The following is a 23418-nucleotide window of genomic DNA, read 5'->3' on the forward strand; positions in this document are numbered from 1 at the left end:
CGGTGGAGCAGCCGCGCTGGGCTCCGTCAGCGCAGGCACACCTCCCGCTCACCCGCGCCCTCCAGCTCCAGCACCAGCACCGTATTGTCCCCGGCCCGCAGCAGCGGGCCGGGGACGTACAGGGTCCGCTGCGGTCCCACCGACCAGTACCGGCCCAGGCAGTGGCCGTTGACCCAGACGAAACCACGGGTCCAGCCGGGCAGTTCGAGGGTGGCGTCACCCACGGCGGACACCGTGAACCACCCCCGGTACAGCCCCTCACCGTGGCCTTCCGTGTCTTCTGTGCCTTCTGTGCCTTCCGCCTCCGGTTCCCGGAACGGCACCCGGTCCACCGCGTCCCCGTCCGCCACCGCGGCGAGCCGCAGCGCCCGCGCCCGTACGCCGTGCAGATACTGGCGCTCGTGGAGGACGCCGCCGGTGATGCCCTTCGGTTCGGCCAGCCGCGGCCCGTAACCGACCCGGCCCAGCGACTCCACCCACAGCTCCACCGCGGCCGGACCGGTGACCCCCTCGACCACCGCGTCCGTCTCGTCCAGCACCCCGCGGCGCTCCCCGTCCACCGTGCACACCGCGCGGTCCCGCAGCCCGGTCACCCGCAGCGGATACGGGCCGCGCGGACCCGGTACGTCGAGGCGGTAGCGGACCACACCCCGGTCCACGTCCAGTTCCTCGAAGGTCGGTGGCATCGGCGCGATCACCTCCTCGTCGCCCAGGGTCCCGAGGACATCGCTCAGTGGCGCCCACTGCGACAGGTCGATCCGCACCGGCCGTCCCAGGGCGGGAGGTGGGGGCGGCACCTCCGGCAGCGGCCGGTCCGCGTACTCCGCCAGTACCTCCCGGAACCGCCAGAACTTCTCGGTGGGCCGCCCCCGTTCATCCACCGGGGCGTCGTAGTCGTACGAGGTCACCACCGGCCGCAGCGCGCCGAGATGATCCTCTCCGGCGCGGTTCGCGCCCGCCCAGCCACCGGTGTTCGTTCCGCCGTGCGCCATGTAGAGATTGACCGACGCACCGCACTCCAGGATCTCGCGCAGCGCCGCCGCCGCGTCCGCAGCGTCCCGGGCCGGGCTCTCCGCTCCCCAGTGGCCGAACCAGCCGCACCAGAACTCCATGCACATCAGCGGCCCCGAGGGCCGGTGGCGACGCAGCGCGGCGAAGGCGTCCGGTGCCCCGGACCCGAAGTTGACGGTGGCCAGGATCTCCGGCACGGAACCGCCCGTGAGCATGTGGTCCTCCGGGCCGTCGGCGGTGAACAGCGGTACGCAGACGCCCAGTTGCCGCAGCAGCTGGATCAACCGCCGCAGATGTCCGAGGTCCGAACCGTAGGAGCCGTACTCGTTCTCCACCTGCACCATGAGCACCGGACCGCCGCTTCCGGATCCCGGTCCCGGCGCCGCCGGGGCGGTGATCTGTCGTGGCACCACCTCGGCCATCATCCGCTCGAACCACCCCTCCACCGCCGCCAGGTATTCCGGATCCGAGGTCCGCACCCGGCGGCCCACCAACCCGGTCAGCCAGTGCGGCAGTCCGCCGTTCTCCCATTCCGCGCAGATGTACGGCCCCGGGCGCACGATCGCCCACAGCCCGGCCTCCCGCACGGCGTCCAGGAACCGCCCGAGCGCCGCCACGTCCTCGAACCGGCCGGGCGACGGCTCGTGCAGATTCCACGGCACGTAGGTCTCCACACAGTTCAGCCCCATCGCGCGCAGCATCGCCAGCCGGTGTTCCCAGTGGCCCTCGGCCACCCGGAAGTAGTGCAACGCCCCCGACAGCAGCCGGACCGGCCGCCCGTCCAGCTCGAAATCCTCAGCCCCGACCACGAACTCCGGCACAGCCCGGCCCCGCCTCTCGTGCGTCCGTCTCGTCCGATCCGCTCCGACCGGGTCACCCTTTCCCCCTGGCGGGCCGGCGGTCCATGGACAAAGATCGGCGATTGATTGGACGCAGCTGGCCGGACGTGGCGGCGCCACCAGCGCCACCGCACCCCGGACAGCACCACCGGCAGTACGGGAGCGCGGATGTATCACACCTGGATGCGGTACTTCACGCCCAGTCCGGTCCATCACCGGCTCGGCCTGGTGTGCCTGGGCGTCGGCCTCCAGCACGGCGCCCTGCCCGTCGTCGGCCCGCGGGCGCTCGACCACCATGTGGCGGTGGTCATCAGCGCGGGCGGCGGATGGTTCCGCGGTGCGGACGGCCGTCGCCGTACCGTCACCGCGCCCGCGCTGCTCTGGCTCACCCCCGGTGTCACCCACCACTACGCCCCGGATCCGGACTCCGGATGGGACGAGGCGTTCGTCGACTTCACCGGACCGGCCACCGCCGCCTACACCGATCTGGGATACATCGAACGGGACGATCCCGTGGTCGCGCTCACCGACACCGCCACCGCCCGTACGGCCATCGGCCGGATCGTCCGAGCGGCACGTCAGGGCAATCCGTTCCTGGAGGTCGAAACCGCCGCCGCGGTCCATGAACTCCTCGTCGCCCTGCGCCGCGTCCGCGCCGACACCGGGCCTGACGGCCATCCGGTGCTCCAGGCGCTGGCCCGGGACGCCTTCCAGCCGCTGTCGGTGGCCGAGCACGCCGCCCGGCACGGGATGACACCGGCCGAATTGCGCACCGCGGTACGGCGGGGTGCGGGATGCAGCCCCAAGGACTATCTCCTCGGGATCCGGCTGGGCCGTGCCAAGGAACTCCTGGTCGGCACCGAACTGCCGGTGGCCGCCATCGCCCGCCGTGTCGGCTACGACGATCCCGCCTACTTCAGCAGGCTGTTCGCCCGCCGCGTGGGCACGGCACCGGTCCGCTTCCGTGAGCGGCAGGGCCGTTCCGTCCCCGGTGGCTTCACCGACCGCATCCCCGATCCCGGCCGTCCGCCGACGATCCCGCCCTCGGCACCGGTGGACGACAGGCGGTGCGGTGGCGGATGACCGGACGTCGGTCGCCGGGGGTCGGAAGGGGGCCGGTGACCGGGCGATCGATAGTGTCTCCTTCGCCCCCGGCCAGCCGGGTCCGATGGGTCGGCAGCCGGTTCAGCCAGGCTCGATGGGGCCGCCGGGTCAGCCGCCCGCCGGTTCGCGGGCGCCGGGAATGCCACCCGGCGGTACGCCCGTTCCGCCCCCGGACCCCGGCCGCGCGGAAGAACACCGGGCGCGGCTGTCTCACCGCCGGCCTGAGCGTCATCGGTGTGCTGGCGCTGCTCGGCGGTGGCGCGCTGACCGCCCACGCCTTCTCCAACCACAGCCAGACCAGCCCCAACCGTTCCGAGTACGGCCCGGCGATGTGGCGCAACGAGCGGGCGGACACACTCTTCCCGGAGACCCTCGCGCTCCGCGAGAAGGCCCAGGCCAAATCCACCGACCGCACCCGGTCCCAGTGGCACCGGCTCGGCATATCCGAGAAGACCGGCTGTGACGAGGGGCTGGCGGGGGCCACCGCGACCGAGGCGAGGAAACTGGGCTGCAAGGCCGTGCTGCGCGCCACCTATGCCGACCCGACCGGCACCACCGTGGCCACCGCCGCCCCCGTTCCCACCCCGGCCGGCTGGGAGTCCCAGGCGCTCGGACTGCCCGCGGCACAGCGGATCGCCCAGGGCGCGGGCATCAAGGTCGCCGTGCTGGACAGCGGGGTGATGGCGGACCATCCGGCGCTCCGCGGCAAGGTGACCACCGGCCCCGACTTCTACCGGGACGGACTCCGGGCCGGCGATCCGCGCTGGGGCAGGCACGGTACGGCGATGGCCTCGGACGTGCTCAAGGTCGCCCCGAAGGCGGACATCCTGTCGGTCCGGGTGATCGACGACAAGCATGAGCACGACTTCGACGAGGGGCCGTCGGGGCCCAGTCCGGTCGGGCAGGGCATCGACTACGCGGTCGACCACGGCGCCGAGGTGATCTCGATGTCGCTCGGCGGGGAGATGTGGGGCGACCGTTACGACGACACCGAGGTCAACGCCCTGGCCCGGGCCGCCCAGAAGGGCATTCCGGTGGTCGCCTCCGCGGGCAACGAGGGGGACGCGTTCAACGAAGCCTCCTATCCCGCCGGTTATCCGGGAGGGGTCGCCGTCGCCGCGACCCAGAAAGGGGGCACCCGCGCCGAATTCTCCACCGTGCGGACCTACAACGCGGTGGCCGCGCCCGGTGTGGGCATCATGAGCGCGAAGCACACCGGCGGCTGGGCGCCGGTCGACGGCACCTCGCCCGCCGCCGCGCTGACCTCCGGTGTGGTGGCGCGGATGCTCTCCCACGACAACAAGCTGACACCGGAGCAGGTGCGGGCGGTGCTGACCAGGACGGCCGGCCATCCGTCCGGCGGACGCAACGCCCTGGTCGGCTACGGCCCGATCGACGCCGCCGCGGCGGTGCGGGCCTCGGCTGAACCGCCCGCCGACGGGGCGGTCCCGGTGAAGTACCACGGCAAGGAATATCTCGCGGAACCGGACGGCACGCCCAAGACCGAGCATCCGCCGATGGAGACGGACCTGCTCACCATCGGTCTCGGTGCCGCCGGGACGGGGCTGCTGATGATTGCCGGCGCGGTGCTGATCCACCGTGCGGGCCGTCGTCGCGCGGCCGCCCGCATATAACCGCCGGGGCCCGCACCTAACGGCGGTAAAAGAGAAACACCCCGGTCGCCTTGACGACCGGGGTGTTTCTCTGCGTATATTGGTGATTTCCATGTTCTGAAGAATTCAGGTCATGGATAAGCCTGATGCAGTGATATTACCCGGCGGGAGTCGAATTGTCAAATGAGGAATTGCGCCGTGAGCAAGAATTTCTTGACATGCTCCACGGACGCCTCGCCGAGTTGCGGGATGAAGCGGAGCAGGCCGTATCCGACGCCCTGACCATGGGCGACACCACTTCCCAGGGGCGGCTGGAGCGGGATGTGCTGGTCGCCGAGCGGTCCGGTCTCCTGGCCGCGTTCAACGCGGGGGAGCGCGGACTGTGCTTCGGCCGGCTGATGTTCCGTGACGGCCGCGACCACCACATCGGGCGTATCGGTATGCGGCGCGACGACGCCGAGCGCACCCCGCTGGTCGTCGACTGGCGGGCCGAGGTGGCGCGCCCGTTCTACCTCGCCACCGGGCACACCCCCATGGGTCTGCGCCGCAGACGGCACATCAGCACCGAAGGCCGGCGGGTCACCTCGCTCCATGACGAGATCCTGGACCTGTCCGACACCATACGGACCGGTCATGAGGGCAGTGACGCGGACGCCGTGCTGCTCGCCGCCCTGGACACCGCCCGCACCGGCCGGATGCACGACATCGTGCAGACCATCCAGGCCGAACAGGACCGGATCATCCGTGCCCCGCACACCGGTGTCCTGGTCGTCGAGGGCGGCCCCGGCACCGGGAAGACCGCCGTCGCCCTGCACCGCGCCGCCTATCTGCTGTACGCACAGCGGGAGTTGCTGGCCCGGCGCGCGGTACTGATCGTCGGCCCCAACCCGGCGTTCCTCGGCTATATCGGAGAGGTGCTGCCCTCGCTCGGTGAGACGGGGGTCATGCTCGCCACCCTCGGTGAGCTGTTCCCCGGGGTGACGGCCACCGGGACCGACACCCCCGCGGCAGCCGAGGCCAAGGGGCGCGCCACGATGGCCGAGGCGCTGGCCCGGTTCGTCCGGGACAAGCAGTCCCTGCCCGACCCGGCGATCGTCATCCCCCACGAGGACGGTGAGCTGGTGCTGGACGCGGACATCGCGTCCGATGCCCGCTGGCTGGCGCGTGGCACGCGGCTGCCGCACAACCTCGCCCGTCCGCATTTCGCGTTCTCCGTCATCGACGCGCTGACCGAGCAGTTGGCCGACCGGATCGGCGCCGACCCCTACGGCGGCCCGAACCTGCTGGGCCCCGATGACATCGCCCAGCTCGGCAAGGCGATCGCCACCAGCTCCGAGGTGCACGCCGCCATCGAGGAGCTGTGGCCCCGGCTCACCCCGCGGCAGCTGGTCGCGGACTTCCTCGGCGAGCCGGTCCACCTCCCCGAGGCCGACGCCGAGGCGATCCGCCGCACCGGCGGTGCGTGGACACCCGCCGATGTCCCGCTGCTCGACGAGGCCGCCGAACTCCTCGGCGAGGACGACTCCGCCGCCCGCGCCGCCGCCGAGGGCAGGCGGCAGCAGCGCATCGCCTATGCGCAGGGGGTGCTCGATCTCTCCTACGGCTCCCGCACCCAGGAGTTCGAGGACCGCGAAGACGACGCGTCGGAGGTGCTGGCCGCCCATGACCTGATCGACGCCGAGCGGCTGGCGGAGCGGAATGACGAGGCCGACCACCGCAGCGCCGCCGAGCGTGCCGCCGCCGACCGCACCTGGGCCTTCGGCCACATCATCGTGGACGAGGCGCAGGAGCTGTCCGCGATGGCGTGGCGGCTGCTGATGCGGCGCAGCCCGACCCGTTCGATGACCCTGGTGGGGGACCCCGCGCAGACCGCGGAGCCCGGTGGCTGCCGCTCCTGGTCGCGGATCCTCGCCCCGTACGTCGAGGACCGCTTCGAGCACACCCGGCTCGGTGTCAACTATCGCACTCCGGCCGAGATCATGGCCATCGCGGCGGATGTGGCCCGGTCCGCGGACCCCGCCTTCGAACCGCCCAGCTCCGTCCGCGCCACCGGGGTACGCCCCTGGGCCCGGCACACCGCCGATCTGCCGGGCGCGGTGGCCGGGGCCGTGGCGCGGGAGACCCGGGAGGAGGGCCGGATCGCGGTGATCGCGCCGCGCGACCGCCTCGACGCCCTCGCCGCCGCCCTGCCGGACGCCTCCGCCGGACGCACCCCGGATCTGACCCGCGCGGTGGTTCTGCTCGACCCACGGCAGGCCAAGGGGCTGGAGTTCGACACCGTGATCGTGGCCGAACCCGCGGAGTTCGGAACGAGCGACCTCTATGTGGCGCTCACCCGGGCCACCCAGCGGCTGGGCGTGGTGCACACCGCACCCCTGCCGGCGGGCCTGGACGGCCTCGAGACAGACGGCCGATAGGCGTGAGGGGCGGGCGGGTCACACCGGGGGAGGGGCGGCCGCTCACCGCTCCGGAGGGGTGAGGAAACCGGTGATCGGGCGCTCCTGGCGTTCTCCGTCGACCGTGATGTCGACCGCCTCGTTGTAGAACGCCACCCGGTCCCGGATGACCTCCACGGCCGGCAGCGGATCAGGGTAGCTCCAGGCGATCCCGGGTGGCACCTCGCCACCGCCCGCCCAGGACCAGTACGCGGTGGCCACCCCCTTGTACGGGCAGCGGGTGGTCAGATCGGCCGGGGTGAGCAGATCCAGCCGGACGTCCTCGCGCGGAAGGTAGTAGCGGACCGGCAGATGGGTCTCGAAGAGCAGCACCGGGGAGTGCGAGTCCGCCACCACCGTCCCCCCGATCGAGACCTGGACATGGCGGCTGCTGGGCAGTGCGTCCACGCGCTTGTGGGGGTCGCGGGGATGCACGAAGATCTCCTCGTCCTCCTCGTACCAGTGGTCGAGCACGTCCCGGCCGAACCAGGCGAAGGCGATGTACCCGGCCAGCTCCTCGCCGGGCCAGCTCCACGCCGCGTCCGGCACGGTCCCCTCGCCGGTGTCCAGGTCGTAGTGCACCGTCGCCCCCGCGGGCCGCGAGGCGGCGGGCCGTGCGGCCTCGCGCAGCAGGTCCGTCCGGACGTCCTCGCGCGGAAAGGCGTACAGCGGGACCGGGCGCCCCGGTTCCCACACCAGGATCGGCCGGCGGCTGTCCACCACCGTGACCCCGCCCTTGGTACCCCGCACCCAGCGCTCGCTGGGTTCCCACACCAGAGCCCGGTCGGGCACGGAGTCCCGCCGCCGCACGGGCACGGTCTCCGCTCCGCCGCCGGTGTCCGCCACGAACGCCACCTCACCCCTGATTCCGGTCCGGATCCCGTCGGCACGGTGTGTGCCATGCCGACGGACGACCTCCACCATGCCCGGTCGGATGGGATTCCGCAGCTCCGCCCGCGCCGTACTCCCGGACGCTCAGCGAGCGCGCCGTCGCCGACGAGCAGTCCGCGGCCTACCAGGCGCCGCTGACCGCCTTCGACGGCCGGGCCGGGGTGACCGTCAGCGCACCGGGATCCGCGCGGCCACGCAGGGGTCCTCGTTGCGGTAGCCGAGACGGTCGTACAGCCGGTCCGCGGCCGCGTTGTCGGCCAGTTGCCACAGGGTGCAGAACCCGTGGTGGCGTACCGCGTACCGGGTCAGCCACGAGGTCAGCGCCGCGCCGAGACCCTGGCCGCGCATCCGGGCGTCGGTGGCCACGGACGCCATCAGCGGCGCCCCGCTGTCCCGCAGACTGCTCAGGGCACCGCACGCCACCAGCCGGCCGTCGTGGTCCCGGATCCCGGCCCACAGGCTGACCCCGGCGGAACCGGGGCCGGTGGAGTGGGCCGGGCTGTGCTCATTGAGGAACGCCAGCAGCTCCTCGTGGTGGTCTACGCCGAGCTCGACCACCTGCTCCTCACCACGCTGGACCGGTGGCTCCTCCAGCGTCCAGCGGAAGACCCACTCGACCACATCGGTCATCGGCAGATGGCGGGCGACCAGGGCGTCCGTGCCACGCGGCCCGGTGAACTCACGCACCTGGTCGGGATGGCGCTGCGCCGCGCGCAGCACGAGGGCGGCGGCGGCCACCGGCTCACCGACGCTCCACACATGACCACGGGTGTCGTCCAGCCAGGCGGCGGCGCCGTCGCCGGACCAGCCGATCCGGTCGGCCGGGCGTTGCCGTGCGGCGCCGAAACGCAGCAGGGCGGAGCCCGGCCGCTGTTCCAGGCCCTGGTCGAACAGGTCCGCGGGGCGGGGAAGGACAGTCGTTGCCTGCATCGCTACTCACACGAAGACATGAGGAAGGACAAGGAAGGACGGCTGAGGAGCCACGGGGGAGGGGTTCGGGGGGAAGGCGGCCGCCCACTGTGGCACACCGCCCCTGGTCCCGGGCAAATTCGCGGTGGCCGTCCCCGTACTTCCACACCACGGCGGCCGGGTCACCGAGCCGAGAACACACGCCATGTCATGAGATCTGTCACATCGATCCATGACTCAAAAGGGATGTGGAGGACGATATCTCCTAGGCGACATAAGAGGTTTTTCCGCTCTGGTGGACATGTGTACTCCGGCTGGCGATGCCATCCGGGCCGGAGCGCCATGGTGTGCACTCGCCTCGGGGCCAGGCGTTCTGACGGTGTGGCAGTGCGGTGACGAATCTGTGAAGCCGCACCAGCACGCATCGCCGAGGAGCGCAAGCCAGGTGCGCCACTACGAAGCTCCGTAGGACCGAACACTTGTTGCCCCGCACCTCCGGCGGACCTGAGAATGGCGGCCCGCAAGGCGTCCCGGCAGCTCTTGCGCGGCCTCGTGCGGAGCCTGCCGGATCAGGGGGGAGGGCGTGCCGCGATCACCGAGTGAGGTCATGTATGAGCAAGCACCGCAGCAAGAAGACGCACCACCGGAAGATAGCCATCGCGGCCGTGGCCGTCGCCGCCGTGGGTGTGCCTTCCGTTGCCATGGCCTGTCTGGGCGGGCAGGACACCAAGGGCTCCGAAGCCCGTGGCGGCGAGTGGACCACGACCGCCGGTCATAGCCGGCACACGGACTCCGACAAGGGTGACCACCGGGGGAAGCACCGCGCCGACCGGTCCAGGCCCGCCCCGAGCGCCTCGTCGTCGGCCTCCGCCTCACCGCGTACCGCCAAGTCCGCCCCCGCCTCCTCCGCGGCGCCGTCGTCCGCGGCCCCCACCCGTACTCCGGCCAAGACCACCACCAAGGCCAGTACCAAGGCGAGCTCGCCGTCCTCCGCGCCCCCCGCGTCCACCACCGCCGGCACGGCGTCCGGGTCCTCCGATCTCCAGGACCAGATCGTCGAGCTGGTCAACAAGGAGCGCGCCAAGGTCGGCTGCAAGCCGGTGACCGTCGACGCCAAGCTGACCAAGGCGGCCCAGGCCCACAGTGAGGACATGGCGGAGCACAGCAACATGTCGCACACCGGCTCCGACGGCTCGTCCCCCGGCGACCGCATCGAGCGGGCCGGATACTCCTGGAGCACCTACGGCGAGAACGTGGCCTACGGCTACAGCTCGCCCGAGAGCGTCATGGAGGGCTGGATGAACAGCTCCGGCCACAAGGCCAACATCCTGAACTGCGACTTCAAGGAGATCGGCGTCGGCCACGCCCAGCCCGGCCACTACTGGACCCAGGACTTCGCCACCGCCCGCTGACACCGCCCAGGCCGGGGCCGACGCTCAGCCGCCGGCCCCGGCCGCCCGCGCCCGTGCCCGCGCTTCACCGGGCGGGCGGACGAACTGGAGCTCCAGCGTGGCCGGAGGCTCGGCCACACCGGGTCCGCCCGCGAGCGCCCAGGCGAGCAGATCGTCGGTGCTGTTGTCGTCCAGGGCCCAGCCGACCCACGTCGGCCGCCCACCGCCGCGGCGCCCGGTGGCGGACGGCTGGACCACCACCACATTGGCCTGACCGCACGGGCCCAGACAGTCGGTCGTCCGGACCGCCAGTCGTCCGGGTGAGTCATCGGCCGCCGCCCGCAGCCGGTCCAGTTGGCCCTGGTGATCCGTACGGGGGTGCTTGGCCACGTTGCCGCAGCAGCAGCCCCGGCAGACGACGAGGGTGCACGGCCGTTCCGGTGCGCCGCGCTGCGGCCAGCTCTGCATCAGAGCATTGTGGCACGGCGGTTCAGCGCCGCGGGGCGCGCCCCGAGGGGTACAGACCGGCGCGGCGGGCGAGTTCGTCCTCGTCAGGGGTGCCAGGCTGGAGATCCGGCTCATCCCGGGTGACCTTGCCGAACTCCATCACGCTCAGCGGCGCCACGACCCCGCCGAAGCGCGGGTCCCCGGCGAAACGCACCCGCCTCCGCTCGCGCAGCATCGCCCGGTAGCGACGGGTGGCCGGGCAGTTCAGCACCGCGACCTGATCGCCGCCGGGGCTCAGCAGCACGATGTCGATCCCCGACACCGACTCGTTCTCGAACCGGCACGGCCACACCTGCCAGTGGTAGTGCGCGAGCAGCACTTTCATCTCGCGCAGCATCGTCCGGAACACCTGGACCATGATCAGCAGGGGCAGCAGCAGAAAGGTCCCGGTGGCCACCAGCACCACCGCCCGGGTGTCACCGGCCATCCCCGGCAGGGCGGCCACCCCGCAGCAGACCGCGCACAATCCGCCCAGGACGGCCATCTTCCGGATGCCCTTGCGGACCACCCTCCGCAGATGCTCCGCCGCGCCGGGTGCGCGATCGGCGGGCAGCGCCGAGACCTCGTAGCCGTACTGTTCGGCGAGCATGGTCAAGTCCCCTCCCCCGTGGTCAGCCGACCACGATACAGCCCGCCGCCGTCCGGCACCCCGGACGGGGCCGGTCCCCCTTCCCGGGACGGGGAACGGGACCGGCCCCACGGCTCTGACCGCGGTATGTGCTCAGCCGTGCGACCGCTCACGCGGCCCGTAGAGCGCCTCGCCCCGACCGGTGACGAGCGCCCAGTACCGGTCGCCGTAGGACCAATGCCACCATTCGGTGGGGTAGTTGACCATGCCCACCGCCGTCAGCGCCGCGGCGAGTGTCCGTCGGTTGGCACGGGCTTCCGCGCCGATACCGGGCGCGTCGGTGCAGCAGGCTCCGTCGCTTTCCTCCGGACTGGCGTTCATCCGCGTCCCCATGTCGAGTTCGCGCCCGTCGGCCGTGGTGGCGAGGGTGAGATCGACGGCCGCTTCCGCGCCTTGAGAAGGCGGGTCAGCACCCCTTCCCGCAGCCGGGCGAACGCCCCTTCGGCGTCCGCCCGGTCGGGGGCGGTGGACAGCTGCGTGTGGAGCCGGACGTCGAGGAGCGGTTCACCGCAGTCCACCACGGGAATGGCCGTGACTCGCGGATCTGACATCAGGACGATCCCGGTCATGGACCGATCATCGCCTGCCGGGGGCCGCGCGGTGGGCGGCCGCGTTGTGATGGTGATCACCGGAGTCGTGACGATGGTCACCGGAGCGTGTCCCCGTGTGCGACGAGCCAGTCCTGAACGGCCCGGCCGGTCGCCTCGGAGTGGTCTTCCATGATGGTGAAGTGGTCTCCTGACACATCGAGGGGGACATGTGGCAGCGGCCAGGTCGCCCGCCAGGCGCCCTCGGCCGCCTCGGCGGGTGTTGCGGCGGTGGCTCCACCGGGCGGATAGGCCGCGCGAACCAGCAGGGTGGGCGCGCTGACCGGCACCGGGCACCAGTTCTCGAACGCGCGCAAGTAACATCCCTCGGCGGTGAGTTGGGCACCGGTCAGCAGCTCGAGCTCCTCCGGGGAGGCGGCGTTGACCCGGGCGACGATCTCGGGCCACAGCTGGTCGTCGAACCGGTCGGTGACCGGGTAGGTGTCGAGCAGCACCACCGCGCCCACCGGGACACCCCACTGTTCGAGGCGCGCCGCCACCGCGTTGGCCATCAGCCCGCCCGAGGAGTAACCGGCCAGGGCGAACGGTGCTCCGCCGGTGTGGGCGCGTACGGTCTCGGCCTGGAAGTCCACCGCCTGTTCCACCCCGGCGGGCAGCGGCTCCCCGGTGCGGAACCCCGGATAGGGCAGTACGGTCACCTTCCGGCGGCCGCCGAAGACCGTGGCGAAGCGGGTGTAGAAGTGCGGACCGGACGGGGCCACCAGCGGGGGGAAGCAGAGCAGTTCGGGGGCACCTCCGGTGGCCAGCCGCACCGGGGGCGGAGGGGTGGCCACTTCGGCCGCCGCGGTGAACGTGGGCCGCAGGACCGCGGCCGCGCGCAGCAGTTCCACGCTCTCCACCCACCGGCCGAGCCGGCACGCCTGGAGATACAGCCCGCGCAGGGTGTCCTCGGGGGCGATGGCCGCGGCCTCGTCGCCGAGGGCGAGTTCGGCGCACAGGTGGGCGCACAGCGCCTCCCCGCTGGGGTGGTCGAAGGCGATGGTGGCGGCCAGGCTCAGCCCGGTGGCCTCCGCCAGCCGGTTGCGCAGTTCCAACGCGGTCAGCGAGTCGAAGCTCCACTGGCCCTGGGCGTCGGACATGTCGAGCTCGTCGGGAGACGCGTAGCCGAGGACGGCGGCCGCGTGGTCGCGCACCACCTTCGTCAGCACCCGCTCCCGCTCGGCCTCCGGGAGCCCGGCCAGCCGGCCGGCGGTGTCGCCACCGGCGGCCGTCGCCGCAGCCTGGGCCGCCTGCCTCACCGGTGTCCGCACCAGCCCGCGGAGCATCACCGGCACGGTGTCCGGGGCGGCGCGCAGCGCGGCCGCGTTGAGCCGCATCGGCACCACCACGGCCGTCGGTGCGTCCAGGCCCAGGTCGAACAGGGCCAGCCCGTCGGCCGCGGACAGCGCGGCGACCCCCGAGCGGGACAGTCGGGACACATCCGCGGCCGACATCCCGCCCGTCATCCCACTGGTGTCCGCCCACAGCCCCCAGGCCAGGGACACCGCGGGCAGGCCCGCCGAACGGCGGTGCTGGGCCAGCCCGTCCAGGAAGGCGTTGGCCGCCGCATAGTTGCCCTGGCCGGGCCCGCCGAGCGTACCGGCCGCCGAGGAGAACAGCACGAAGGCCGACAGCTCCGTGTCGAGGGTCAGTTCATGCAGCAGCCAGGCCGCGTCGGCCTTGGGCCGCAGCACCCGCCGCATCCGCTCCGCGTCGAGTGCGCCGATCACCCCGTCGTCGAGCGCCCCGGCCGTGTGCACGACCCCGGTGAGCGGATGTGCCGCGGGGATGTCGGCGAGCAGCGCGGCCACCGCGGAACGGTCGGACACATCGCAGGCGGCGAGCGTCACCTCCGCGCCCAGCCCGGTCAGTTCGGCGCGCAGCGCCCCGGCGCCGGGCGCCACCGGTCCGCCCCGGCTGACCAGCAGCAGCCGGTCCACACCGTGTTCGGTCACCAGGTGGCGGGCGACGAGCCTGCCGAGCGTCCCGGTGGCGCCGGTGACCAGCACGGTGCCACCGGGCGCGAAGCGGGCCGTGCCCGGGCCGGGGTGCAGGGCCGTGCCCGGGTCGGGGTGCCGGGCCGTATCGGCCCGCGCGAGCCGTGGCACCCGTACCTCGCCCTCGCGCAGGGCCAGTTGGGGCTGACCCCCGGCCAGCGCGTCGGCCAGGGCAGTCGGCAGCGCCGCGGACGAGGCGGCGGATCCATCGATGTCCAGCAGGACGAACCGGCCCGGGTTCTCGGTCTGGGCCGACCGGATCAGCCCCCACACCGCGGCCCGCGCCAGATCGCACACGTCCTCCTCCGGACCGGTCGCCACCGCCCGCCGGGTCACCACCACCAGCGGAACACCGCCGAACCGCTCGTCGGACAGCCACTCCTGGGCCCGGCGCAGCACCTCCAGCGTGGCGTCCCCGGCGGCGGCCGCCGGATCGGTGCCGGGCGCGCCGCCGTACGACATCAGCACCGCATCGGGCGCCGCGTCCCCCGCTCCGATGGCCGAGGCCAGATCGGGGCGGTGGGCCACGCCGGGGCCGCCGGCGGCACACGCGGACCCCAGTCCGAGGTGGTCCGGACCGGCCACCACCCAGCGGGGCGCGGCGGCCGGGGTGGACATCGGCCGCCGGGCCACCCAGTCCAGCCGGAAGAGCGCATCGGCGTGTGCGCCACGGCCCGTTCCCAGCCGGCCGACATCGACCGGCCGCAGCACCAGCGACTCGACGGACGCCACCGGACCGCCCGCCGGATCCGTCAGCGACAGGGCGACCGCCTCCGGTCCGACGGAGGCCAGCCGCACCCGTACCACGGCGGCGCCGACGGCGTGGCGCCGCACCCCGCGCCAGGAGAACGGCAGCCTGGCCCGCCCCGCGTCCTCGAGGAGTCCGCCGAGTTCGATCGCGTGCAGACAGGCGTCGAGCAGGGCCGGATGCACGCCGTAGGCGTCGGCCCCGGCCCGCTGCTCCTCGGCGAGTTCGACCTCGGCCAGCACCTCGTCCCCGTGGCGCCACACCGCGCGCAGCCCCTGGAACGCGGGGCCGTAACCGAGCCCGGCGGCGGCCATCGTGTCGTAGACCCCGGCCACGTCCAGCGGCTCCGCCCCGGCCGGTGGCCAGACCGGAGCGGAGTCCGGTGCCGTACCGCCGCCCGCGGCCAGCACACCGACCGCGTGCCGGGTCCACTCCTCCGTGCCGTCCAGGACGGACGAGCCCCCCGGGCCCTCCGGAAGCGAGTCCACGGTGACCGCGCGGCGCCCGGAACCATCGTCCCCGGCCAGGGTCAGCCGCAGCCGCACCCCACCGTGCTCGGGCAGCGCCAGGGGCGCGGTGAGCGTCAGCTCCTCCAGCGTGTCGCAGCCCGTCGACTCGCCCGCCTCGAGGGCCAGTTCCACCAAGGCCGTGCCCGGCAGCAGTACGGTGTCTCCGACCGTGTGATCGGCGAGCCAGGGATGGGTGGCCAACGACAGCCGGGCGGTGCACACCAGCCCCCGCCCGTCGGCCAGTTCCACCGTCGCGCCCAGCAGCGGATGAGCGGCGGCCGTCAGCCCCAGCTCCGTCACGGCCGCCTCGCCGACCGGCACCCGGGGCGCCTCCAGCCAGTACCGCTGCCGCTGGAAGGCATACGTGGGCAACTCCACCCCCGGCCGGTCCCCGGACGGGGGCTCCGCCCAGACCACCGGTACGCCACGGACGTACGCCTCGGCCAGGGACAGCCGGAACCGCGCACGGCCCCCGTCGTCCCGGCGCAGTGTGCCCAGGGCCGCGCCACCGGTGTCCCGCACCGTGTCCTGGATCGGCAGAGCCAGTGTCGGATGCGGGCTGACCTCGATGAACACCCGGTGCCCTGCCTCCGCGAGGGCGCGGGTGGCACGTTCGAAGTCGACGGTGTGGCGCAGACTGCGGTACCAGTAACCGGCGTCCAGACAGGCGGTTTCCACCCGTTCCCCGGTCAGCGCCGAGTAGTACGGCACGCGCGGAACCTCCGGCCGGACACCGCCCAGCGTCTCGATGAGATCGGCCTCGACGGCCGCCACCTGCGCCGAGTGCGAGGCGTAGTCGACCGCCACCCGGCGGGCCCTCACTCCCTCCGCTTCGGCCGCGGTCAGCAACTCCTCCAGCGCGGCCGGTTCCCCGGACACCACCACCGTCCGCGGTCCGTTGACGGCCGCGATCGACAGCCGGTCGGACCAGCGCGCGACCCGCCGGGCGGCCTCCTCCGCGGACGCCACCAGCGAGACCATCCCGCCGTGCCCGACCAGCGTCCGCAGGGCGCGGGAGCGCAGCGCCACCACCCAGGCGGCGTCCTGGAGCGACAGCGCACCGGCCACACAGGCGGCGGCGATCTCCCCCTGGGAGTGGCCCACCACCGCCGCGGGCACCACACCGTGCGCGCGCCACACCTCCGCCAGCGACACCATCACCGCCCACAGGGCGGGCTGCACCACATCCACCCGGTCAAGACCCGGGGCACCCGGTGCGCCGCGCACCACATCGAGCAGCGACCAGTCCGTATGGGGTGCCAGTGCCGCCGCGCACTCCGCCATCCGCGTGGCGAACGCCGGTTCGGCGTCGAGGAGTTCACGTCCCATACCGACCCACTGGGAGCCCTGGCCGGGAAAGACGAACACCGGCCGCGGATCCGGGCCCGCCACCCCGCGCACCACCGACGGCACCTGCTCGTCCCGCGCCAGCGCGGCCAGTCCGCCGAGCATCGCCTCACGGTCCTCGGCGACCACCACGGCCCGGTGGTCCAGGGCGGCCCGGCCGCCGATCAGCGCATGGCCCACCTCGGCCGCGTCCAGTCCGGGCCGGGCCAGCAGATGCTCGTGGAGCCGTGCGGCCTGCCCGCGCAGTGCGGCCCCTGAGTGGCCGGACAGCACCCACGGCACCGCCGGCAGCGGCTCGGCGGGCCGCACCGGTCCGGCCGGTGTGCCCTGCTCCACGATGACGTGGGCGTTGGTGCCGCTCACCCCGAACGACGACACACCCGCCCGGCGCGGGCGCGCGGTCTCCGGCCATGGCCGCCCCTCCGCCAGCAGCCGCACCGTCCCGGCCGACCAGTCCACCAGCGACGACGGCTCCCGCGCATGCAGGGTCGGCGGCAGCACACCGTGCCGCATCGCCATCACCATCTTGATGATCCCGCCGACCCCCGCCGCGGCCTGGGTGTGGCCCACATTGGACTTCAACGAGCCCAGCCACAGCGGCCGTTCGGCGTCACGCCCCCGCCCGTAGGTGGCCAGCAGGGCCTGGGCCTCGACCGGATCGCCCAGCCGGGTGCCGGTGCCGTGCGCCTCGACCGCGTCCACCTCGCCCTCGGCCAGCCTCGCGTCGGCGAGCGCCTGCCGGATGACCCGCTGTTGCGACGGGCCGTTCGGCGCGGTCAGACCGTTGGACGTACCGTCCTGGTTGACGGCGCTGCCCCGCACCACGGCCAGCACCGGATGCCCGCTGCGCCGTGCGTCGGACAGCCGCTCCACCAGCAGCATTCCGGCGCCCTCGCTCCAGCCGGTGCCATCGGCCCCGTCGGAGAACGCCTTGCACCGGCCGTCCGGCGCCAGTCCGCGCTGCCTGCTGAACTCGATGAACGGGGCCGGGCCCGCCATCACCGCCACCCCGCCCGCCAGCGCGAGCGAACACTCACCACGGCGCAGCGCCTGCGCCGCCAGATGCAGTGCCACCAGCGACGACGAACACGCCGTGTCGACCGTGACGGCCGGGCCCTCAAGACCGAAGGTGTAGGACACCCGGCCGGACGCCACACTTCCGGCGCTGCCCACCCCGAGATGGCCCTCGAACCCCTCGGGCATCCGGTGGTGCAGCCGGGACGCGTAGTCGTGGTACATCACCCCGACGAACACACCGGTCCGGCTGCCGCGCATCCCGGTCGGGTCGATCCCCGCCCTCTCGAACGCCTCCCAGGTGGTCTCCAGCAGCAGCCGCTGCTGCGGATCGATCGCCAGCGCCTCACGCGGGGTGATGCCGAAGAAGTGCGGGTCGAAGTCGGCCGCGTCGTACAGGAAACCGCCCTCCCGCACCGTCGAGGTGCCGGGCCGGTCGGGATCGGGGTCGTACAGGTTCGCCACATCCCAGCCGCGGTCCTCCGGGAACCCGCCGACGGCGTCGACCCCGTCGGCCACCAGCCGCCACAACTCCTCCGGGGACCCGGCGCCACCCGGATAGCGGCAGCTCATCCCGATGATGGCGATCGGCTCGTCGACCGCAACCGCCGCGGTGGCCACGGGGGCCACCGGGGCGCCCACGATCTCCTCGTCCAGATGGCGGGCGAGCGCGCCCGGTGTGGGGTGGTCGAAGACGAGGGTGGGCGGCAGCCGCAGCCCGGTGGCCGCGCTGAGCTGGTTGCGCAGCTCCAGCGCGCTGAGCGAGTCGAAACCGACCTCCCGGAAGGTGCGTTCGGCCGCCACCGCACCGGCCGGGCCATGGCCCGCCACAGCCGCCGCCCGCCCGGTGACCAGCTCCAGCAGCGTACGGGCGCGTTCCCCGGGAGACAGCGCGGCCAGCCTCCGCACGAACCCGGAACCGCCGTCGTCCACCGCCCCGCCCTGGTCCACCGTCCGGCGGGGCGCCGTCCGCACCAGACCCCGCAGAAGCGATGGCACCGGCCGCACCCGGGCCTCCCGGTGCGCGGCCGGCAGATCCAGCCGGGCGGGTACCAGCACGGCCCGATCCACCCGGTGCGCCGCGTCGAACAGGGCGAGCCCCCGCTCGGGCGTCAGCGGGGCGAGCCCGGCCCGGCTCATCCGCCGCCGGTCGCCCTCGTCCAGTCCGCCGGTCATCCCACCGTCCTGCGCCCACAGCCCCCACGCGAGCGACACCGCCGGAAGCCCCAGGGCGCGCCGGTGCCAGGCCAGCGCGTCCAGGAACGCGTTGGCCGCCGCGTAGTTGGCCTGCCCGGGTGAGCCGAGCGTGCCGGACAGCGACGAGAACAGCACGAAGGCCGAGAGACCGAGGTCACGGGTCAGCTCGTGCAGATGCCAGGCGGCGTCCGCCTTCGGGCGCAGCACCGCGTCCACCCGCTCCGGTGTCAGCGACGCGAGGACACCGTCGTCCAGCACACCCGCGGTGTGCACCACGGCGGACACCGGATGGCGCGCCAACAGGACGGCGACCGCGTCCCGTTCGGACACATCGCACGCCACCACGGCCACGTCGGCCCCCAGCTCCCGCAGCTCCGTACGCAGCTCCGCCGCACCCGGGGCGGTCTCCCCACGGCGGCTCACCAGCAGCAGCCGACGCGCCCCGTGTTCCTCCGCCAGATGCCGGGCCACCAGGCCGCCCAGCCCACCCGTACCACCCGTCACCAGCACCCAGTCCGAGCCGAGATCGAGGCCGGAGCCGACTGCCGGGGTGTCCGCCGGTCCCTCCGGCGCGGGCACCCGGGCGAGCCGCGGGGCACACACCGCACCGGACCGCACCGCCAGCTGCGGTTCGTCCGAAGCGAGCGCGGACGGCAGAACGGCGCGCGAGGAGCCCTCTCCGTCCTCGTCGACCAGCACAAGGCGTCCGGGATTCTCCGACTGCGCCGACCGGACCAGCCCCCACACCGCCGAGCCCGCCGGATCGGAAACGTCCTCCGCCGGGGACACCGCCACCGCGCCCCGTGTCACCAGTGCCAGCCGCGCACCGGCGAACCGCTCGTCCGCCAGCCACCACCGGACCGTGTCCAGCGCCCAACGCGCCGATGCACGCACCGCGTCGGCGCCTTCGACGGAAGCCGGTGCGGAGCGGCGCAGGACCACCGCCTCCGGCAGCGCTCCGCCGTCCGCCACCACGGCGTCCACCGCCGCCCGGTCGCCGAACTCCCCGACCGACGCGGCACCTTCGGCGGACACCGTCACCGGCGCCCACTCCACCTGGAACAACGACTCCCACACACCGTCCGATGCGGTCAGCTGTCCGGCCGACACCGGCCGCAGCACCAGGGACGCCACCGATGCGACCGGGGCACCGGTGGCATCGGCCAGTTCCAGGGACACTCCGTCCGGACCCGCCGGGGTGATCCGCAGCCGTGCCGTCCGCGCACCCGACGCGTACAGCCGAACCCCCGACCAGGCGAAGGGCAGCCGCGCGCCGTCCACCGCTCGCTCCGCACCCAGGCCGATCGCATGCAGCGCCGCATCGAGGAGCGCCGGATGCAGCCCGAACGCGCCCGCCTCGGTGCCGTCTTCCAACGCCACCTCGGCGAACACCTCGTCACCGCGCCGCCATACGGCCCGCAGCCCCTGGAAGACCGGGCCGTAGTCGAACCCGTCCTCCTTGCGGCGCTCGTAGAAGCCCTCCAGATCGACGGCCCGGGCATCGACCGGCGGCCACATCTCCATCGCGGACGGCCGGTGTGTGGTGTCCCCGCCCAGCACACCACTGGCATGGCGGGTCCACGGAGCGTCGGAGTCCCCCTCCTCGGCCCGTGCGTACACGGACAGCCTCCGGCGACCCTCCTCCTCCGGTGCGCCCACCGCGAGTTGCAGTCGCACGGCGCCCCGCTGGGGCAGCACCAACGGGGACTCCAGCGTCAGCTCCTCCACCACGGCGCAGCCGACCCCGTCGCCCGCGCGCACGGCCAGCTCCACAAAGGCCGTACCCGGCAGCAGGACCGTGCCGAACACGGCGTGGCCGGCCAGCCAGGGGTGGGTGGCGAGCGAAAGGCGCGCGGTGAACAGGAACCCCTCGGTGTCCGCGGTCGCCACCGCCGCGCCCAGCAGGGGGTGATCCGCCGAGCCGAGTCCGGCGGCGGCCACGTCCCCGGCCGCCATCGGGGCGTCCAGCCAGTAACGGCGGCGCTGGAAGGCGTAGGTCGGCAGATCCACCCGGCGCGCCCCGGTCCCGGTGTAGTACGCGGCCCAGTCGACCGGCACGCCGCGGACGTGCAGCTGCCCCAGCGCCGTCGCCAGGGCCGACGGCTCGGGCCGCTCATCGCGCAGGGTGGGGACGAACACCGCCTCGGACGCCACCTCCTGGCCCAGGGCGGAGAGCGCCGCACCCGGCCCGACCTCCAGGAACGTCCGTACTCCCTGTTCGGCCATCGTGGCCACCGCGTCCCCGAACCGCACCGGCTGCCGTGCGTGCCGCACCCAGTGGCCGGGGTCCGCCCACTGCTCCGGGGCGGTGATCCGCCCGGTGAGCGTGGAAACCCCCGCGATCTGCGGCGGGGAGACCGCGATTCCGGCCACCGCCTGCCGGAACTCCTCCAGCATCGGCTCCATCAGCGGTGAGTGGAAGGCATGGCTGACCCGCAGCCGGGACACCTCCCGGCCCCGGCTCCGCCACGTGTCGGCCAGCGCGACCACCGCGGCCTCCGAGCCCGAGAGGACCACGGACCGCGGCCCGTTGACCGCCGCGACACCGACCCCGTCGGGCAGTTCGGAAGCCACCTCGGCCTCGGACGCCCGTACCGCCACCATCGCCCCGCCCGCGGGCAGCGCCTGCATCAGCCTGCCCCGCGCGGACACCACCGCCGACGCGTCCGCCAGCGACAGCACACCCGCCACATGCGCGGCGGCCAGCTCGCCGACCGAATGCCCGGTTACGACGTCCGGCCGCACCCCCCACGACTCCAGCAGCCGGAACAGCGCCACCTCGACGGAGAACAGCGCGGGCTGGGCGAACCCGGTCCGGTGCAGCGCCTCCTCGTCGTCGCCGAACAGCACCTCGCGTACGGATCCGTCCAGCAGCTCCAGTACGGCGTCCAGCGCCGTGGCGAAGGCGGGGTACCGGGCGTACAGCTCGCGTCCCATGCCCAGCCGCTGCGCGCCCTGGCCCGAGAACACCATGCCCAGCCCGCCGGGGACCACCGCCCCGGACAGCACGCGGGGGGAGGGAACGCCCTCGGCGAGCGCCGACAGCCCCTCCGTGAATCCTTCGATGTCGTCCGCCACCACTACCGCGCGGTGCTCGAAGGCCGAACGGGTCGTCACCAGCGAGTAGCCGATGTCCAGTGGCGTCATGTCACCGTGGGAGGTCACATGGGTGCGGAGTTGGTGTGCCTGGGCGGTGAGTGCGGTGGGTGTTTTGGCGGTGAGGACGCAGGGGGTGGTGGTGGGTGCGGGGGTTTCGGTGGTTTCGGGGGTTTCGGTGGTGGGTGGGGGTGGGGCTTGTTCGATGATGGTGTGGGCGTTGGTGCCGCTGACGCCGAAGGAGGAGATGGCGGCGCGGTGGGGTTGGTGGGGGTGGGGCCAGGGTTGGGGTTGGGTGAGGAGTTGGATGGTTTGGCTGGTCCAGTTGGTGTGGGGTGTGGGGTGGTTGATGTGGAGTGTTCGGGGGAGGGTGTGGTGGTTGATGGCGAGGATGGTTTTGATGAGGGCGGCGATGCCTGCGGCGGCTTGGGTGTGGCCGATGTTGGTTTTGAGGGAGCCGAGGTGGAGGGGTTGGTGTGGGGTGTGGTGGGGTCCGTAGGTGGTGTGGAGTGCTTGGGCTTCGATGGGGTCGCCGAGGGTGGTGCCGGTGCCGTGTGCTTCGACGTAGTGGATGTCGGCGGGGGTGAGTCCGGCGTTGGTGAGTGCTTGGGTGATGACGGTTTGTTGGGCGGGGCCGTGGGGTGCGGTGAGTCCGTTGGAGGCGCCGTCCTGGTTGATGGCGCTGCCGCGGATGACGGCGAGTACGGGGTGGCCCAGCCGCTGCGCGTCGGACAGCCGCTCCACCACCACCATCCCCACACCCTCGCCCCAGCCGGTGCCATCGGCCGCCTCCGCGAACGCCTTGCAGCGCCCGTCCGGGGCCAGCGCCCGCTGCCTGCTGGTCTCGATGAAGGTCCGGGGAGTGGCCATGAAGGTGGCACCCCCGGCCAGCGCCAGCGAGCATTCGCCGCGGCGCAGTGAGTGGCAGGCCAGATGCAGTGCCACCAGCGATGACGAACACGCCGTGTCCACCGTGAGCGCCGGACCGGTCAGCCCGAGGGTGTAGGCGATGCGACCGGAGGCGACACTGCCCGCGCTTCCGTTGGCCAGATACCCTTCGACGTGCTCCGGCACCCGGGCGAACCGCGCCGCGTAGTCGTTGTACATGACGCCCACGAACACCCCGGCCTCTCTGCCCCGGATCCGCGCCGGGTCGATCCCGGCCCGCTCCAGCGCCTCCCAGGAGGTTTCCAGCAGCAGCCGCTGCTGCGGGTCCATCGCCAGCGCTTCGCGCGGTGTGATGCCGAAGAACTCCGCGTCGAAGTCGGCGGCGTCGCGCAGAAAACCACCGTGGCGGGTGTACGAGGTGCCCGGCCGGTCGGGGTCCGGGTCGTACAGGGCCTCGAGGTCCCAGCCCCGGTCGGTGGGGAATTCGCTCACCGCGTCGACACCGTCGATCAGCAGCCGCCACAGGTCCTCGGGCGACATCACACCGCCGGGCAGCCGGCAGCCCATGCCGACGACGGCGATGGGTTCCCGCTCCCGTTCCTCGGCGTCGCGCAGCCGCCGCCGGACGGTGCGCAGATCGGTGCTCGCCCGCTTGAGGTAGGTGCGGAGCTTTTCCTCGTTCTCCATCTGGCGACTCTTCCTGGTGG

At 73.2% G+C, this 23418-nt stretch carries 10 protein-coding genes and 1 pseudogene; 4 read left to right on the forward strand and 7 right to left on the reverse strand.

The genetic code is table 11. The features are described from left to right. Positions 1-26: 26 nt before the first annotated feature. Positions 27-1832, reverse strand: a complete 1806-nt coding sequence (locus HUT19_RS36305) for a beta-galactosidase (protein WP_176184820.1) — start codon at positions 1830-1832, stop codon at positions 27-29. A 186-nt stretch (positions 1833-2018) separates the two neighbouring features. Between HUT19_RS36305 and HUT19_RS36310 the strand changes: the two genes are divergently transcribed. From HUT19_RS36310 to HUT19_RS36320, 3 genes are all read left to right on the forward strand, one after another. Further along, a complete protein-coding gene (locus HUT19_RS36310) occupies positions 2019-2933 on the forward strand; it encodes an AraC family transcriptional regulator (protein WP_176184822.1) in 915 nt (304 codons plus the stop codon). A gap of 257 nt (positions 2934-3190) precedes the next feature. Continuing rightward, complete coding sequence (locus HUT19_RS36315; protein WP_254885973.1) at positions 3191-4588, forward strand: S8 family serine peptidase; 1398 nt, start codon at positions 3191-3193, stop codon at positions 4586-4588. Between the two features lie 197 nt (positions 4589-4785). After that, a complete protein-coding gene (locus HUT19_RS36320) occupies positions 4786-6984 on the forward strand; it encodes an ATP-binding domain-containing protein (protein ID WP_254885974.1) in 2199 nt (732 codons plus the stop codon). A 42-nt stretch (positions 6985-7026) separates the two neighbouring features. Here HUT19_RS36320 and HUT19_RS36325 read toward each other — a convergent pair whose 3' ends face one another. After that, entirely contained in the window at positions 7027-7818 is a 792-nt protein-coding gene (locus tag HUT19_RS36325) for a DUF427 domain-containing protein (RefSeq protein ID WP_254886279.1), read from the reverse strand. Between the two features lie 243 nt (positions 7819-8061). After that, positions 8062-8823 (reverse strand): GNAT family N-acetyltransferase, encoded by a 762-nt coding sequence (locus HUT19_RS36330; RefSeq protein WP_176184828.1) that lies wholly within the window; start codon positions 8821-8823, stop codon positions 8062-8064. A 590-nt stretch (positions 8824-9413) separates the two neighbouring features. Here HUT19_RS36330 and HUT19_RS36335 point away from each other — a divergent pair. Beyond that, positions 9414-10214, forward strand: a complete 801-nt coding sequence (locus tag HUT19_RS36335) for a CAP domain-containing protein (RefSeq protein WP_176184830.1) — start codon at positions 9414-9416, stop codon at positions 10212-10214. A gap of 24 nt (positions 10215-10238) precedes the next feature. Here the strand turns inward: HUT19_RS36335 and HUT19_RS36340 are convergent, their stop codons facing one another. From HUT19_RS36340 to HUT19_RS36355, 4 genes and pseudogenes are all read right to left on the reverse strand, one after another. Then, positions 10239-10661, reverse strand: coding sequence for a (2Fe-2S) ferredoxin domain-containing protein (locus HUT19_RS36340; protein ID WP_176184832.1), 423 nt, complete (start codon positions 10659-10661; stop codon positions 10239-10241). 22 nt (positions 10662-10683) lie between these two features. Beyond that, positions 10684-11289, reverse strand: a complete 606-nt coding sequence (locus HUT19_RS36345; RefSeq protein ID WP_176184834.1) for a hypothetical protein — start codon at positions 11287-11289, stop codon at positions 10684-10686. Between the two features lie 132 nt (positions 11290-11421). Beyond that, positions 11422-11897, reverse strand: a pseudogene (locus HUT19_RS36350) (M15 family metallopeptidase). A 77-nt stretch (positions 11898-11974) separates the two neighbouring features. Further along, a complete protein-coding gene (locus HUT19_RS36355) occupies positions 11975-23398 on the reverse strand; it encodes a type I polyketide synthase (protein ID WP_176184836.1) in 11424 nt (3807 codons plus the stop codon). Positions 23399-23418 lie beyond the last annotated feature (20 nt).

This window comes from Streptomyces sp. NA02950 (assembly GCF_013364155.1).
GTDB lineage: Bacteria > Actinomycetota > Actinomycetes > Streptomycetales > Streptomycetaceae > Streptomyces.

Bases quoted from the DNA above. Each gene is read 5' to 3' on its own strand.
- HUT19_RS36345 (WP_176184834.1), bottom strand. From the start codon at position 11,289: ATGCTCGCCGAACAGTACGGCTACGAGGTCTCGGCGCTGCCCGCCGAT.
- HUT19_RS36340 (WP_176184832.1), bottom strand. From the start codon at position 10,661: ATGCAGAGCTGGCCGCAGCGCGGCGCACCGGAACGGCCGTGCACCCTC.
- HUT19_RS36330 (WP_176184828.1), bottom strand. From the start codon at position 8,823: ATGCAGGCAACGACTGTCCTTCCCCGCCCCGCGGACCTGTTCGACCAG.
- HUT19_RS36310 (WP_176184822.1), top strand. From the start codon at position 2,019: ATGTATCACACCTGGATGCGGTACTTCACGCCCAGTCCGGTCCATCAC.
- HUT19_RS36355 (WP_176184836.1), bottom strand. From the start codon at position 23,398: ATGGAGAACGAGGAAAAGCTCCGCACCTACCTCAAGCGGGCGAGCACC.
- HUT19_RS36320 (WP_254885974.1), top strand. From the start codon at position 4,786: ATGCTCCACGGACGCCTCGCCGAGTTGCGGGATGAAGCGGAGCAGGCC.
- HUT19_RS36335 (WP_176184830.1), top strand. From the start codon at position 9,414: ATGAGCAAGCACCGCAGCAAGAAGACGCACCACCGGAAGATAGCCATC.